We start from the raw sequence: 14,100 nt of genomic DNA, 5'->3' as shown, positions 1-14,100 counted from the left end.
CAAAATTGTCGATTCTCGTAAATTGAACTACAATTTTGTAGGCCAACTTTTGGAGTGCCCATGGTCTCCTCCGAGGTCCATCGCCTTTCGCCCCTCCTGGAGGTGAGTCAGGCCCTGGCTGTCGCAGATCTTCGGGTGGCCCTGCCCAGGGCGCTGGAGATCCTTTCCGAAGCCTTTGGCGCCATCAACGGCGCCATTCTGCTGGCGGATGAGGAAGGGAAGGGACTGCGCATCGAGGCCGCGCGGGGGCTCTCCCGGCAGGCCACGGAGCGGGCCCATTACAAGTCGGGCGAGGGCATCAATGGCCGAGTCCTGGCCAGTGGGAAGGCCGTGGTGTTGCCCCGGGCCAGCCAGGAACCGCTGTTCCTGGACCGCACTGGCGTGTTGAAGGAGCAGAAGCGCAAGAAGGTGGAGCTGTCCTTTTTCTGCGTGCCGGTCTTCCTGGATCAGCGCACGGCGGGCACCCTCTGTCTCACGGTGCGCCACGATCCCCGGCGTGACTACGAGCGGGACTCCAAGGTGCTGCAGATTGCCGCTTCCATGGTGGGCCTGGCCATGAAGGTGGCGCGGCTGGTGGCGGCGGATCGCCAGCGCCTCGTCGAGGAGAACCAGCAGCTGCGGCTGGATCTGCGGGAGCGCTACGACCTGCGTCATCTCATCGGCCACAGCCACGCCATGCAGCGGGTTTACGAGGCCGTGGCCCAGGCAGCGCCCAGCAGTACCACCGTGCTCATCCGCGGCGAGTCCGGCACGGGCAAGGAATTGGCGGCCCACGCCCTCCACTACAATTCGCCCAGGGCTGACAAGCCCTTCATCAAGGTGAGCTGCGGCGCCCTGCCGGAGAACCTCATCGAGTCGGAGCTGTTCGGCTACGAGCCCGGGGCCTTCACGGATGCCCGGCATCAGAAGAAGGGCCGCTTCGAGCTGGCAAACGGGGGCACCCTGTTTCTGGACGAGGTGGGCGAGCTGTCTCCGGCCACCCAGGTGAAGTTGCTGCGGGTGCTGCAGGAGCGGGAGTTCGAGCGCTTGGGCGGTGTGAGCCCCGTGAAGGTGGATGTGCGCCTTGTCGCCGCCACCCACCGCGACCTGGAGGCGGCCGTGCGGGCCGGGACCTTTCGAGAGGATCTTTACTACCGCCTGCATGTCTTCGAGCTGTTCATGCCCCCGCTCCGAGAGCGGCAGGCGGACATCGTGCTGCTGGCGGACCACTTTGTGGAAAAGATCGCCGCCGCCCAGGGCAAGGATGTGCGGCGCATTTCCACATCAGCCATCGACATGCTGGTCGCCTACCACTGGCCTGGCAATGTGCGCGAACTGGAGAACTGCATCGAGCGGGCCATCCTCGTGGCCGAGGGGGGCGTCATCCATGCCCACCACCTGCCGCCCTCGCTGCAGACCGCCGAAGTGTCCGACACCCTGCCCGGAGCCGGGCTGGCTGATGCCGTGGCGGCCTTCGAGCGGGACCTGTTGCAGGATGCCCTGAAATCCGCCCGCGGCAACCGTTCCAGAGCTGCCCGGCTGCTGCAGACCACCGAGCGGATCCTGAACTACAAGGTGCAGAAGTACGGCCTGGAGCCGGAGCGGTTCCGCTCGGCGTAATCGCAAGTTACAAAAATGTAGAAAATAAGCGTTTATATGACATTTCTGTTCATGGTTTGATGGCGTGTTTTGTTGTTCAAAATGTAGTTAAAGTATTTATTTTTAATATTTAAAAACAAAAAATTATCCGTGCTGCCCCTAGGCACGGTCCCTGCTCTGGATTCAGGGCATGGGGACCGATGGTCGGCCCCTGGATCTGGGGGATGGGATCGGAGCAAACCAGAGCGTGACCTGCCTTCACCGGATTCCCACGGCGCAGGCCACGCCGATCCCATCCACCGCCAACCATGCGGGAAAACGCCCACTGAACCGGCGAACCCCGCCGGTGGCCCGCCCCTTACTTCCTACGGACGGACGAAGCGCACGAAGCATCGACCCCTGCATTCAAGGAGCCCGAGATGGCACGAACCACCCCCCCTGAAGGACGGCTCTCCCTTCAAGCGAAAGTCGCCCGGTTGAACCAGCGGCTGAGGGACCCTGAATGGCGGCGCTACGGCTTCACCTTGGCCTCCGGCAAACTGCTGGGCCTGATCGTGGTGATCGGGATGATGATCCTCATTCCGATGGTCCTGACCGGCACCTCCGCCCGGGCTGATACTCCGGCCACAGCCCCAGCGCCCGGTGTTGTCTCGGCCGCTCCTTCTTTGACCGCCCAGGCCCCAGCACCAGCCCCTGCTCCTCCGCCTCCAGCGGTGGTCGCCAAGGACATCATCAACCCGCTCAACACGCTGTGGACGCTGGTGGCGGCCTTCCTCGTGTTCGCCATGCAGGCGGGCTTCGTCATGCTGGAAGCGGGTTTCTGCCGCTCCCGCGAAACAGTGAACGTGCTGGTGGAGTGCGTCTTCGACACGTGCCTCTGCGGCATTCTGTTCTGGGCCTTCGGTTATGCGTTCATGTTCAGTGAAGGCAACGGCTTCATCGGGTACCACTGGTTCTTCCTGAAGGGCGCACCGGTGACCTATGGCACCACGGGCGTGGCCCTGATGGCCCACTGGCTCTTCCAGTTCGCCTTTGCCGACACCTGTTCGACCATCACCTCTGGGGCCATGATCGGCCGCACGGATTTCATAGGCGACATCCTCTACAGTTTCGCCGTATCCGGCTTCATCTACCCCATCATCGGCCACTGGGCCTGGGGCCCCGACGGCTTCCTGGCCACCATGGGCAGTGCGGGCAAGTTCCTTCCCTCGCTTGGCATGAACTTCCATGACTTCGCTGGCTCCACCGTCGTCCACACCATCGGCGGCGCCGTGGCGCTGGCGGGTTCAGTGGTGCTTGGCCCGCGCCTGGGCCGCAAGTTCAAGCGGGATGGCGGCGGCCCCATGACGCCCCACGACCTCACCATCGCCGTGTGCGGCGGCCTGCTGCTCTGGTTTGGATGGTACGGCTTCAACCCCGGCAGCACCCTGTCGGCCATGGATTTCGAGGGGATCGGCCGGGTGGCCGCCAACACCACGCTCGCGGCCTGTGCCGCCGGGCTCACCGCCGTGTTCTACATCTACTTCCGCACGGACAAATGGGATCCGGGTGCCATCACCAATGGCTTCCTCGCGGGCCTGGTGGCCATCACGGCGCCCTGCTACTGGGTGAGCCCTTTGGGTTCTGTGGTGATCGGGGCCATCGCAGGGGTGCTCGTGATCCTCGCGGTGGACCTGATGGAGTACCTGCGCATCGACGATCCCATCGGCGCCGTGCCCGTGCATATGGTCAACGGCATCTGGGGCACCCTGGCCCTGGGCCTCTTCGCCAGCGGGCAGTATGCCGCGGCGGGCAGTGATCCCATCGCACCTGACCTCTCCGCCAAGCTCACGGGCCTGTTCTATGGTGGCGGCGCCAAGGTGCTGATCGCCCAGGCCATCGGCAGCGGCATTGTCACTGGGGCCACCCTGGCTGTGTCCTTCGCTGTCATGGTTGCCATCGATGCCAAGGGGCTCCTGCGGCTCTCCGAGGAAGGTGAGCATGACGGTCTGGACCTGCACGAACACGGCATCTCTGCCTATCCCGAATATGTGATTTCGGCGCTGGCTTCGCCGGCGGGAGCCCCCATCCGGGTGCATGCCCATGCGGAAGAGTGAGCAGAATCCCCCTGTGCCTGAGCTGAGGAGCCATCCATGAAAATGATCATCGCCATCATCCGCCCCGATAAATTCGAGGCTGTGCAGGCTGCCCTGGTAGCCAAGGACATCTACCTCATGACGGTGTCCGATGTCCGCGGCTGCGGCACCCAGAAGGGGTTTGCCGAGCAGTTCCGGGGCAACAAGATCGGGCTGGTCCGCCTGCTGCCCAAGGTCAAGCTTGAGATCGCCGTGAATGAGGAGTTCGTCAAACCCGCGGTGGAGGCCATCATGGCCGCGGCCAAGTCAGAGCCCAGCCACCTGGGCGACGGCAAGGTTTTCGTCCTGAACCTGGAGGACTGCTTCCGGGTGCGGACGGGCGAAACCGGCAGTGCCGCCATCGGGCCATGAGCCACCGGTTCTGCAACGACAAGGCGCCATTGCGTCAAAAAGAGGCCCGGACTCAGGGAATGTGACGGAAGTCTGCCCGCAGCTCCCGAAAATGGTGCGAGTCCGCTGTCCTAGAACCGTCGTGCACCCTATTCCGGAGTTCGTCATGCGCCTGCTCAACCTCCTGCCGATCCTCGGAGTCCTGTCCGTGAACCTGGCCGCCCAGAGTCCTGCGGCCGCGCCCCCCGCGCCGCCGACCCTCCTGGGCTTTGCGGTGAGCGGCTCCGCGACCATCGGCTCCCAGTACATCTTCCGTGGCCTGACGCAGACCGATGGCAAGCCCACCATCCAGGGCGAGCTGGACTTGGTGCATCCTTCGGGGTTCTACCTCAGCACCAGCCTGAGCAACATTTCGTGGTACACCGACCAGAACTCGGGCTACGTGAATGCCCCGGTGTCCCTGGGCGCCCCCGGCCCCGGAGGCGCGCCGTACTTCCCGGACAAGACCAACTCCGCCAGTGTGGAACTGGATCTCTTCGGTGGCTACAAGTGGGGCTTCGCCAAGGACTGGACGCTGGATGTGGGCCTCTACCGCTACCTCTACCCAGGCACCTACAACAACCTGGGCCTGTTCCGGAATCCAGCCACCACCGAGGCCTACCTGGGCCTCACGTACAGCTGGGCCAGCCTGAAGTGCTCGCAGGTCCTCAGCGCGACCACCTTCGGCACGGCCAACGCCAAGGGCACCACCTATGTGGACCTGTCCCTGGCCATCCCCCTCGGCGACAGCGGCTTCACCCTGCTGGCCCACGGCGGGCGCACCACCTATGCGGCCAACGACAACGCCCTCTTCTACGCGGGAACCCGGAAGTTCGACGACAACTCGGTGTTCAGTTACACCGATTATCGGGTGGGCGTGGCCAAGGAGATCAGCGGCTACACCTTCACGCTGGCGGCCACTGGTGCCAACGGCAAGGACGCGGCGGCTGATGGCCAGACCCCGGTCTACCTCAACGTCATGGGCCGCAACATCGGTGGCAGCCGGCTGACCTTCACCCTGGCCAAAGCCTTCTAGTTGGCGCCCCGCCTCACTTCAGCAGGTGGGGTTTTGTGCGGTAGGTCTGCAGGATCAACTCCCCAAAAAAGGAGTTGGCCCAGGCGAACCAGGGACGTGTGAAGTCCCTGGCATCGTCCTTGTGAAAGGCCTCGTGCATGAAGTAGGTGCCCGCGTGCGTGCCCTGCAGGGTGCGCAGGCAGGCGCTCAGCTCCGCATCGCTCTGGGCCGTGAGGGCCTGGGCGATGAGAGCCAGGTGCCAGATCCGGAAGCTCTCGGCGTGGGGGCTGCTGATGCCAGCCGCGACCTTGCCCTTGGCGAAATACGGGTTGTCTTCGCTCAGCACGAACCGGCGCGTGGCCTGGTAGATGGGATCATCCAGGCGGCAGGCGCCGAGGTAGGGCAGGGTGAGCAGGCTGGGTGCGTTGGAATCGTCCATCATCAGGGCATTGCCGAAGCCATCGACCTCGAAGGCCCAGATGCGGCCGTACTTGGGGTGTTGCACCAGCGCATGCTGCTGCAGGGCGGCGGCGACTTCATCGGCCAGGGCCCGGGCTGATTGGGCCAAGGCCGGATCATGGCCCGGCCCCTCCGCGAGGTCGGCCATCTGGCGCAGGCTCACCACGGCGAAGTGGTTGGACGGGACCAGGAACAGGAACACCGTGGCATCATCCGAAGGCCTGAAGGCGCTGGCGATGAGGCCGCAGGGTTTCCACGGGTTGCCCCAGCCGCCTTGGGCCTGGGTGTCGTGCTGCCAGGAGGTGGTGCGGGTGAAGCGGTAGGGCCCCGGTCCGACCTTGCGCTGCTGCTCGCGGAAGGTCTTCAGGACCAGGCCCATGGCTTCCTTCCAGGCGTCATCGATCACCGAGGTGTCGCCGGTGGTCTTCACATAGCCATGGGCCAGTCGAATGGGCCAGCAGAGGCTGTCCACCTCCCACTTGCGCTCATGCAGCTCAGGCTTCATGGCCGTGTGGTCCTTGGCCCAGGGGCTTTCACCTGGGCCGTCGTTGAAGGCATTGGCATAGGGATCGAGGCGGATGCAGGCGGTCTGGCGATGGATGAGCCCGGCCATAATGGCTTTCAGTTTGGGATCCTTGGGAGCCAGGCTGAGGTAAGGCCAGACCTGTGCGGTACTGTCCCGCAGCCACATGGCCGGGATGTCCCCCGTGATGATGAACGTGTCGGGCCCCCCGGCCTTCAGGCGGTGGGTGACCGTGGTGTCCAGCGTGTTCGGAAAGCAGTTTTCGAAGAGGCGTGCGAGCTCTGGGTTGCAGGCGGAGGTCACCTCCCGGATGGTGGCTTCCACGGCCTCGCTGCTGAATCGGCGTGCCGCGGCGTCCGGGCGCCCCTGGGGCCCGGACGCCGCCCGGACCGCAGGGCTCATGGCAACAAGGGCTGCGAGCAACCCGGTGGTGAGAGCGCTGCGGGGACGGCCTGTGAGCATGGGCATCTCCTAAGTCTGGAATTCCTACTTGCCAATCACTTTCAGGGCCTTTTCCGTCGCCTCCAGCAAGGCCTCGGGCCCCACGGGACGTCCGGTGGCCTTCCTCATCCAGAGGTCCGGCGTCAGGCGGCCCTGGGTGGCCATGCGCTCAAAGGTCTCGCCGAGCTTGCCGGTCTTCTCGATCTCGTGCTCGATCTGGAAGGCGATCATGTGGCCGATGGGGTAGTCCGGCAGGTAGAGGAAGCTGCTGATCATGTGGCTGTAGATGCCAAGCAGCACGCAATCCTTCTGACCCAGCACCGGTGCGTAGTAGCGGTTCCAGACCTCCTTCGAGATGGCCAGCACGGCCTCTTTCAGCTGGCCGGGTGTGGCGCTGGGATGTTCGTACATCCAGTGCCACACGGCGGTGTCCACCAGGCCCACGCCCGCGATCTCGTAGGTGGCCCAGAAGTCGTTGAGGGTCTTCTCGGCCAGGGCCTTGGCATCGGGTGCGGGCTGGCCCAGCAGCTTGAGGTCCTGGGCCTGGAACACGAAGGCCAGGGCCTCGGTGAAGGCGGTGTTGGGCACGCCGTTCAGCAGCCAGTGGTCCACGTTCACGAGCGAGAAGGTCTGCTCGACGTTGTGGCCCATCTCGTGGACGGCGATGTTGAAACCCTTGTAGTCCATGCCGTCGGCGCCCACGCGGGTGCGCAGGTGGGCGTTGTCCGCGCGGCGCTGGGCGCCCATGGCGTGGCCCGAACCGCGGGCTGGATCGACCTCGATGCGGCTGGCCAGCCAGGCGGCCCGCTCGGGGCTGAAGCCGAGGCCCTTGAGCAGGTTGGGCATGTCGGCCTTGTAGGCGGCGGCGGTGGGGTACTTGGCCTTCAGGATGGCATCAAGCTTGGCTTCGTCCAGGTTCGCGCCCGGGCGGAAGCCGTTGTACCAGATGTCGAAGGGCTCGAGCTTGCGGCCGAGCCGGTGCTCCATGACCTGGGCCACCTGCTTCAGGAGCGGGCTGGAGCAGACCGTCTCCAGCATCTGCTTCACGCGCGCCTCGGGCAGCTGGCGGCCCTCCTCGTAGCTGCGGGCAATGTGGGTGGGGGCCGTGGGGCTGTAGGGATCGGCCTTCTTCATGGCCAGGAAGCAGTCCAGCAGCACCTTGTAGCGGGTGTCAGGTTCGGGGGCGGCGGTGGGCTTGAAGCCCGCGGGGGCCTTGCGGTCGCTGTCGCTCACCGCGGCTGGCCTGACCTCGTTGGTGTAGGGGTTCCAATCCACCGTGGGATTGTCGATGACATCGGCGGGGATGGTCTGGGTGACGATGCGCTCCATCACCTTCTGGATGCTGCGCTGGTGTGCGAGGCCCGCAGGTCCCTGGGCATAGCGGCTCTTCAGCTCGTCGCGCAGGTTCCAGTGGGTCAGCAGCCGCTTCTTGGGCTCGAAGAGGCGCTGGCCCTTGGCGTCAACCAGGTGGTGCATCCAGATGTTGTAGGAGGCGATGTAGCGCTCGGCCTGGCCGCTGGCTTCGGCAGCCGCCTGGTTCACCTCCGCGGGCACCCGGCGGGCGAACAGATCCGTCAGCCGGGCCTCGGCCCACTGGCGGCGGGTCCAGGTGTCGCCCCCCTTCAGGCGCTCCTCCAGGTTCGAGAGGGGGAAGTTCAGCAGCACCACGAAGGCCAGCTTGTTGGCGAAGGCATCGTCGATGAAGTGGGCGCCAGGGTCGAAGCCTGAGAGAATCTCATCCACGGGCAGCACGGGGCCCAGGTCCAGCTCCGTGTGCCACTTGAAGTCGCGGCCCACTTCCAGGGCGTGGCCGAAATAGCTTTCCAGCACGAATTCCAGGCGGCCGAACAGGGCATCCAGGGCCTTCGGATCCCCGGCGAACTGGGCTCGCGCGAAGGCCGCAAAGGCCTTGTCATCGCCATCTTCCGCCCGCCAGAAAGCCCGGGCCTGCCTCACGCCGCGTTCGATGCGCGCGCGCTGGCCCTCCCCGTGCTGGGCCAGCAGGTCCCGGGTCAGGGCCGCGGAGGCTGCATCCAGGCCCGACTGGACCGCGCCGGCCGGGGCGGTGGCCTGGGCGCCCGCCATGGGGCTGGCCAGGGCGGCGATGAGAAGGGCGGCGGTTCCGATGGGTCTCATGGGCTTCCTCGTTGACGGGTATTCCAGTTTACCGGGTGGTCGAGAACGCCTCGCTGGAGAAAACTGACCGTTTCATCCGGTACAGTTGGGGGACGCCCCAACCTCGCAAGGATCCGACATGAAGCCTCTGCTCTTCACTTCGATGCTGTGCCTCGGGGCCACGGCCCTCCTGGCCCAGGGCCCGCGACGCGTAGATAGTGTGGATCCCTTCATCGGCACCCAGGGCATGGGCCACGCCTACCCGGGTGCCACTGTTCCCTTCGGCTTCGTGCAGCTGAGCCCCGACACCGATACGGCCACCTACTCCCTGGATGGCAAGACCTACAACAAGGATGTCTATCGCTACTGCGCGGGTTACCAGTTCGGTGACCCGACCATCGTGGGCTTCAGCCACACCCACTTGCATGGCACGGGGCACTCGGATCTGGGCGACCTGCTGGTGATGCCCACCGTGGGCGCCTTGAAGCTGGATCCCGGCACTGTGGAGCAGCCAGGCAGCGGGTACCGCTCCCGCTACCGCGGCGAAGTGGCCAAGCCTGGCTACTACGGCGTGGAGCTGACGGACCCCGGCGTGAAGGCCGAGCTCACCGCCACCAGCCGTGTGGGCTTCCACCGCTACACCTTCCCCAAGAGCGCCGACAGCCGCATCGTGCTGGACCTGGTGCATGCCATCTACAACTACGAAGGCAAGGTGCTCTGGTCCCGCGTGCAGGTGCAGGGGCCGGATCTGGTCACGGGGTACCGCCATGTGCGGGGCTGGGCGCGGGATCGCCACCTCTACTTCGCCATGGCCTTCAGCAAGCCCTTCAAGGCCTACGGCCAGCAGAATCAGGAGCCCCGCTCGGTCTACCAGGGCTTCTGGCGGAAGTGGGACCAGACGTCGAACTTTCCGGAGATGGCTGGGAAGGCACTGAAGCTCCACTTCGACTTCGACACCGAGGCGGGCGAGGCCATCCAGGTGAAGGTGGCCCTCTCCGCCGTGAGCGAGGCGGGCGCCCTGGCCAACTTGCGGGCCGAAACTCCCCACTGGGACTTTGACCGGGTGCGTCATGAGGCGGCTGATGCCTGGGAGCGGGAACTCGCCCGCATCGATTTCGCCGGAACGGAAAGCCAGCGCCGGAGCTTCTACACCGCCTTCTACCACAGCCTGTTGGGGCCCGTGGAATTCCAGGATGTGGATGGCCACTACCGCGGCGTCGATGGGCTGATCGATGAGGCCAAGGGGTTCACCAATCACACGGTCTTCAGCCTCTGGGACACCCACCGGGCCCTGCACCCGCTCTACACGCTCATCGAGCCCAAGCGGGCCGGGGACATGGTGCAGTCCATGCTCGCCCACTACGACCAATCCCCCTGGAAGATGCTGCCCATCTGGAGCCATCACGGGCAGGAGAACTGGTGCATGATCGGTTACCACGCTGTGAGCGTCATCGCCGACGCCTGGCTGAAGGGCATCCGCGGCTTTGACGGCAACCGGGCCTTCGAGGCCATGAAAGCCACGGCCACCGCGTTGGGTTATGACGGCCTGGGCGACTACATGAAGCTGGGGTGGGTGCCCGATGACGGCCACAGCTCCAGCGCCTCCAAGACGCTGGAGTACGCCTACGATGACTGGGCCATCGCGCAGATGGCCCGTGACCTGGGCCGCAAGGAGGACGAGGCCGCCTTCACGAAGCGGGCCTTCTCCAGCCGGAACCTCTGGGATCCGAAGACGGGCTTCATGCGGGCCCGCCGCCGCGACGGGCAGTGGCGTGAACCCTTCGATCCCATGCAGACCCACGACCAGGGCTACATCGAAGGGAATGCCTGGAACTACAGCCTCTACATGCCCCATGACGCGGCCTGGCTGGTGGCGCAATCCGGCGGTGGCGAAGCCTTCGCCAAGCACCTGGATGAGCTGTTCACCATGCACCTGGACGACAAGTTCTTCGCGGAAACGGAGGACCTTGGCCGCGAATCCATGATGGGCAACTATGCCCACGGCAACGAGCCCAGTCACCACGTGCCCTACCTGTATGTGTGGGCGGGCCAGCCCTGGAAAACCCAGGAGAAGGTGCGGGCCATTCTGGAGCAGATGTACCAGAACCGCCCCGATGGCCTCTGCGGGAACGACGATGTGGGTCAGATGTCGGCCTGGTACCTCTTCGGTGCCCTGGGGTTCTACCCCGTGGCCCCCGGCAGCAACGAGTACGTGATCGGCGCTCCCGCCAGCCGCGAGATGGCCATTGCCTTCGAGGATGGCCGCCGCCTGGTGCTGCGTGCGCCCAAGCTGGACGCGAAAAACACCTACGTGCAAGGCATCACCCTGAACGGCCGCCCCTGGGACAAGGCCTACTTCCGCCATGAGGACCTGGTGAAGGGCGGTGAGATCGTCTACCACATGGGCCCGAAGCCCAACAAAGCCTGGGGCACGGCTCCCGCGGCAAGGCCCTATGCCCTGCCCATGGCACAGCGCCCCTGAAACCTTCCGCGCCACCTCCGTGGGCTCCGTGCCTCCGTGGTGAATCCCCTCATTTCCGCTAAGCTAGCCCCATGCCGCTCGATCCCCGCCTCCTCGAGATCCTCTGCTGTCCGGCCTGCCACGGTGACCTGCTGGAGCGGGCCGAGGGACTGCACTGCCAGAGCTGTGGGTTGCTTTATCCCATCGAGGACGGCATCCCCGTGATGCTGATCGACTCTGCCAAGAAGGTGGCCTTGTGAGACTCGACCGGAGCCAGGCCGAAACCCTGCTCCAGCGCATGGAAGGCCGCAAGGTGGCCGTGCTGGGCGATGTGATGCTGGATGAGTACCTCTTCGGCGAGGTGAACCGCATTTCCCCCGAGGCGCCGGTGCCCATCGTGCGGGTGCTGAAGGAGCGCTCTGTTCTGGGCGGCGCCGCGAACGTGGCGGCCAACCTCAAAGCCCTGGGCACCGAGCCCCTCTTGATCGGCACCCTGCAGAAGGATGTGGCCGGGGACCGTTTGTTGGGCCTGTTGACCGACTTGGGCATCTCCATCTCGGGCCTGGTGCTGGATGCCTCCCGCCCCACCATCATCAAGACCCGCGTCATCGGCCAGCAGCAGCAGATGCTGCGCATTGACCGCGAGGATCCGGGCATGCCTGAGGCCGCAGTGCTGCTGGGCCTGAAGGACCGCCTGGAGCGGGCCCTGGCTTCAGCCTCGGCACTCATCGTTTCGGACTACAACAAGGGCGCCGTCAACGCACCCGTGATGGAAGCGGTCCGCTCACTCTGCGCCGAGCGGAACCTGCCCTGGATCGTGGATCCCAAACCCGGAAACAAGGCCCTCTACCGTGGGGCCACCCTGATGACGCCCAACACCAAGGAAACCTCGGAGCTGACGGCGCGACCTGCCCGCTCTGACATGGAGGTGACCGTCGCGGGACGTGCCCTCATGGCGGAGCTGGAACTCAGGGGCCTGCTGGTCACCCGCAGTGAGCGGGGCATGGCGCTCTTCTCGCCCGATGCCGAGCACGCCGCGCCCTGGATGATCCCCACGGAGGCCCGCGAAGTCTTCGATGTGAGCGGTGCCGGGGATACCGTCATCGCCGCTTTCAGTGCCGCCATCGCCGCTGGCGCCGACTGGCGCGAGGCCGCCATGCTGGCCAATGCCGCCGCAGGCGTGGTGGTGGCCAAGGTCGGCACCGCCACCGTCACCCCTGCCGAATTGCTGGAGCATTACCGCGAGCAGGAAGCGAATTAGGGCCGCTCAGTTCCGCAGTTCGATGGCCAGGTAGAACTTGTCGCCGGAGGCGAGGCGTTCTTTGACCTGGCTGAAGTTCAGATCGAAGGTCTCAGTCTCGCCGGGCTTGACGGTGCCGACCTTGGTGCCGCCGGAGGCCACTCCCAGCAGGCGGCCCTCCTTGTCCACCACGGCCACGGCAAAGCCGGGAATCTTGGGGTAGCGGCCGGTGTTCGTGACTTCCACCTGGGCCCGGGTGCCGAACTCGGCGCCCTTGAGGATGTTGAAGAAGCCTGGCTCGACCACCCGCTTGTTGAAGAAGATCTTGCTGACCTTGAGGCCGTCCAGATTGATGGAGAGCGGGATGATGCGATCCCAGGCGTAGCTGTAGCTCTCAGAGAAGTAGGAGAGCGGGGCGTTGCTGGCCGGGGCCTGGGCCACCGGCGCGGCGGGCTTGGCCGGTGCAGGCCCTGCGGTCTGGGGCGCGCTGGGTGCTGCCTTCTCCTCCTTGGGGGCCGGGGCCTCCTGGGGCGGCGGCGGGATCTGCATGGGCGGTTCCTGGGGGAGACCGAGGAGGGCCGCGAGAAGGAGGGTCTGCATGTCAGTTCTTTCCGAACAGGCCGCCGAAGAGGCTCTTCTTGGGGGCGATCTCGCCGATGCCGGGGTTCAGGCTGGGCGCGCCGCCGCTGCGTTCCCGGCGGAGCCGCTCGAAGACGGGCCGCAGGCCGGGCACCTTGTGGGCTTCCAGCCAGTTCTCGCTCTGCTGCCGGGCCACAAGGTGGTTCTCGAGGATGCGGCCCTCCTCCACCCAGGCGATGATCTGGGGCATGGTGAGGCCGCCGTAGATGTCCTCGCCGATCTTGAGGCGCAGCAGCTCCGCGCCGGTCTCCTGGGATTCGTTGAGGGGGGCGAAGGTGGGGGCCTGCGTCCCGGCGGGAGATCCCTTGGCGGCAAGAAGGTCCGAAGCCCGCAACGCCACAGTGGGTTCAGCTGGCTTGGCCGTGGCGGGCGGAGCGGCGTCCACGATGGCCTGGAGGTCTTCCTGGGAGAGGCGCATGGTGGAACTGGACGGCCCGGCCAGATCTTCTTCCGTCAGGCCTGAGGCGGTGGGGCCATCACCCGGGGATTCGGCGCCACGGGCCGAGGGGGGTGTGGGTGCGCCCAGGGTGGTGTCCAGGGCGGACATGGTGGCTTCCATGTCCATGGTGCCGGGTTCCCGATTCACCTTCAGGGCGGAGGCGGCAGCGGGCACATTGCCGAAGAGCTTCTCGATGGCATCCCGGGCGGAGGTATAGCCGGAGAGGGTGGTCTCCGTGATTTCCGGGGGGAAGGGAATGGGGCCTCCGGCCACCCCGGCCTTGGTCTCGGGCAAGGTTCCGGGCGACTCCACGAGGGTTTTTTCGAGGATCTCGGCATCGGCCACATCCAGGTCACTCAACTCCAGGGTGGGCACCTTGTCGGGGTCGGGCTGAAGCTGGGGCTGTGGGCTGGGTTCCGGCACATAGGCGTGGGCCGCGGCCACATCATCCAAGGTGAAACCCGCCGTGCCGCTGTGCAGAGGCGCGGGCTGGGGAACGGACTGGGACGCAGGCGCCAGCAGCCGCTGCACGACATCTCCGACCGGGAACACGCCCCCGCACTGGAAGCATTTGGCACGGCGGATGACCGGCTTCAGCCGCTCGGGGCTGAGGCGGTAGCGCGTGGTGCAGCTCGGGCAATGGATCGCTTCGGCCACCTGGAACTCCTGGTGTTTCGAGCAGGATA

11 protein-coding genes are annotated in these 14,100 nt (G+C 65.7%); 7 read left to right on the top strand and 4 right to left on the bottom strand.

Annotated features, from left to right (window positions below; translation table 11 throughout):
• The first annotated feature begins 60 nt into the window (after positions 1-60).
• The 4 genes from Q9293_RS15305 (at position 61) to Q9293_RS15290 (ending at position 5,118) form a co-directional block, all read left to right on the top strand.
• Complete coding sequence (locus Q9293_RS15305) at positions 61-1,599, top strand: sigma-54-dependent Fis family transcriptional regulator (protein WP_306248051.1); 1,539 nt, start codon at positions 61-63, stop codon at positions 1,597-1,599.
• Between the two features lie 398 nt (positions 1,600-1,997).
• On the top strand, positions 1,998-3,674 hold the full coding sequence (locus tag Q9293_RS15300) for an ammonium transporter (protein WP_306248049.1): 1,677 nt from the start codon (positions 1,998-2,000) through the stop codon (positions 3,672-3,674).
• A gap of 36 nt (positions 3,675-3,710) precedes the next feature.
• Positions 3,711-4,064: a P-II family nitrogen regulator gene (locus Q9293_RS15295; RefSeq protein ID WP_306248047.1), complete on the top strand. Its 354-nt coding sequence runs from the start codon at positions 3,711-3,713 to the stop codon at positions 4,062-4,064.
• Between the two features lie 145 nt (positions 4,065-4,209).
• Entirely contained in the window at positions 4,210-5,118 is a 909-nt protein-coding gene (locus tag Q9293_RS15290; protein WP_306248045.1) for a TorF family putative porin, read from the top strand.
• 13 nt (positions 5,119-5,131) lie between these two features.
• Here Q9293_RS15290 and Q9293_RS15285 read toward each other — a convergent pair whose 3' ends face one another.
• Both Q9293_RS15285 and Q9293_RS15280 read right to left on the bottom strand, forming a co-directional pair.
• Positions 5,132-6,541 (bottom strand): glycoside hydrolase family 125 protein, encoded by a 1,410-nt coding sequence (locus Q9293_RS15285; protein ID WP_306248044.1) that lies wholly within the window; start codon positions 6,539-6,541, stop codon positions 5,132-5,134.
• A 24-nt stretch (positions 6,542-6,565) separates the two neighbouring features.
• A complete protein-coding gene (locus tag Q9293_RS15280) occupies positions 6,566-8,656 on the bottom strand; it encodes a hypothetical protein (RefSeq protein WP_306248042.1) in 2,091 nt (696 codons plus the stop codon).
• A 118-nt stretch (positions 8,657-8,774) separates the two neighbouring features.
• Between Q9293_RS15280 and Q9293_RS15275 the strand changes: the two genes are divergently transcribed.
• From Q9293_RS15275 to rfaE1, 3 genes are all read left to right on the top strand, one after another.
• A complete protein-coding gene (locus tag Q9293_RS15275; RefSeq protein ID WP_306248041.1) occupies positions 8,775-11,117 on the top strand; it encodes a GH92 family glycosyl hydrolase in 2,343 nt (780 codons plus the stop codon).
• Positions 11,118-11,188: 71 nt separating this feature from the next.
• Positions 11,189-11,356: a Trm112 family protein gene (locus Q9293_RS15270; RefSeq protein WP_306248039.1), complete on the top strand. Its 168-nt coding sequence runs from the start codon at positions 11,189-11,191 to the stop codon at positions 11,354-11,356.
• On the top strand, positions 11,353-12,357 hold the full coding sequence (rfaE1, locus tag Q9293_RS15265; RefSeq protein WP_306248038.1) for a D-glycero-beta-D-manno-heptose-7-phosphate kinase: 1,005 nt from the start codon (positions 11,353-11,355) through the stop codon (positions 12,355-12,357). Before Q9293_RS15270 ends, rfaE1 begins: the two co-directional genes overlap by 4 nt.
• A 6-nt stretch (positions 12,358-12,363) precedes the next feature.
• On the opposite strand, the gene Q9293_RS15260 is transcribed toward rfaE1, so the two are convergent.
• The gene (locus tag Q9293_RS15260; RefSeq protein WP_306248037.1) at positions 12,364-12,936 is read right to left on the bottom strand and encodes a hypothetical protein; all 573 of its coding nucleotides are present in this window, start codon (positions 12,934-12,936) and stop codon (positions 12,364-12,366) included.
• Between the two features lies 1 nt (position 12,937).
• Positions 12,938-14,071, bottom strand: a complete 1,134-nt coding sequence (locus Q9293_RS15255) for a zinc-ribbon domain-containing protein (RefSeq protein WP_306248036.1) — start codon at positions 14,069-14,071, stop codon at positions 12,938-12,940.
• Between the last annotated feature and the right edge of the window lie 29 nt (positions 14,072-14,100).

This window comes from Geothrix sp. PMB-07 (genome assembly GCF_030758935.1).
Taxonomy (GTDB): Bacteria; Acidobacteriota; Holophagae; order Holophagales; family Holophagaceae; genus Geothrix.
Note: the sequence above shows the minus strand (reverse complement) of the source record. Positions and strands in the feature narration are given on the sequence as shown.

Excerpts from the sequence above, each read along its gene's own strand:
- Q9293_RS15305 (WP_306248051.1), top strand. The coding sequence starts at position 61 with ATGGTCTCCTCCGAGGTCCATCGCCTTTCGCCCCTCCTGGAGGTGAGT.
- Q9293_RS15300 (WP_306248049.1), top strand. The coding sequence starts at position 1,998 with ATGGCACGAACCACCCCCCCTGAAGGACGGCTCTCCCTTCAAGCGAAA.
- Q9293_RS15295 (WP_306248047.1), top strand. The coding sequence starts at position 3,711 with ATGAAAATGATCATCGCCATCATCCGCCCCGATAAATTCGAGGCTGTG.
- Q9293_RS15290 (WP_306248045.1), top strand. The coding sequence starts at position 4,210 with ATGCGCCTGCTCAACCTCCTGCCGATCCTCGGAGTCCTGTCCGTGAAC.
- Q9293_RS15285 (WP_306248044.1), bottom strand. The coding sequence starts at position 6,541 with ATGCTCACAGGCCGTCCCCGCAGCGCTCTCACCACCGGGTTGCTCGCA.
- Q9293_RS15280 (WP_306248042.1), bottom strand. The coding sequence starts at position 8,656 with ATGAGACCCATCGGAACCGCCGCCCTTCTCATCGCCGCCCTGGCCAGC.
- Q9293_RS15275 (WP_306248041.1), top strand. The coding sequence starts at position 8,775 with ATGAAGCCTCTGCTCTTCACTTCGATGCTGTGCCTCGGGGCCACGGCC.
- Q9293_RS15270 (WP_306248039.1), top strand. The coding sequence starts at position 11,189 with ATGCCGCTCGATCCCCGCCTCCTCGAGATCCTCTGCTGTCCGGCCTGC.
- Q9293_RS15260 (WP_306248037.1), bottom strand. The coding sequence starts at position 12,936 with ATGCAGACCCTCCTTCTCGCGGCCCTCCTCGGTCTCCCCCAGGAACCG.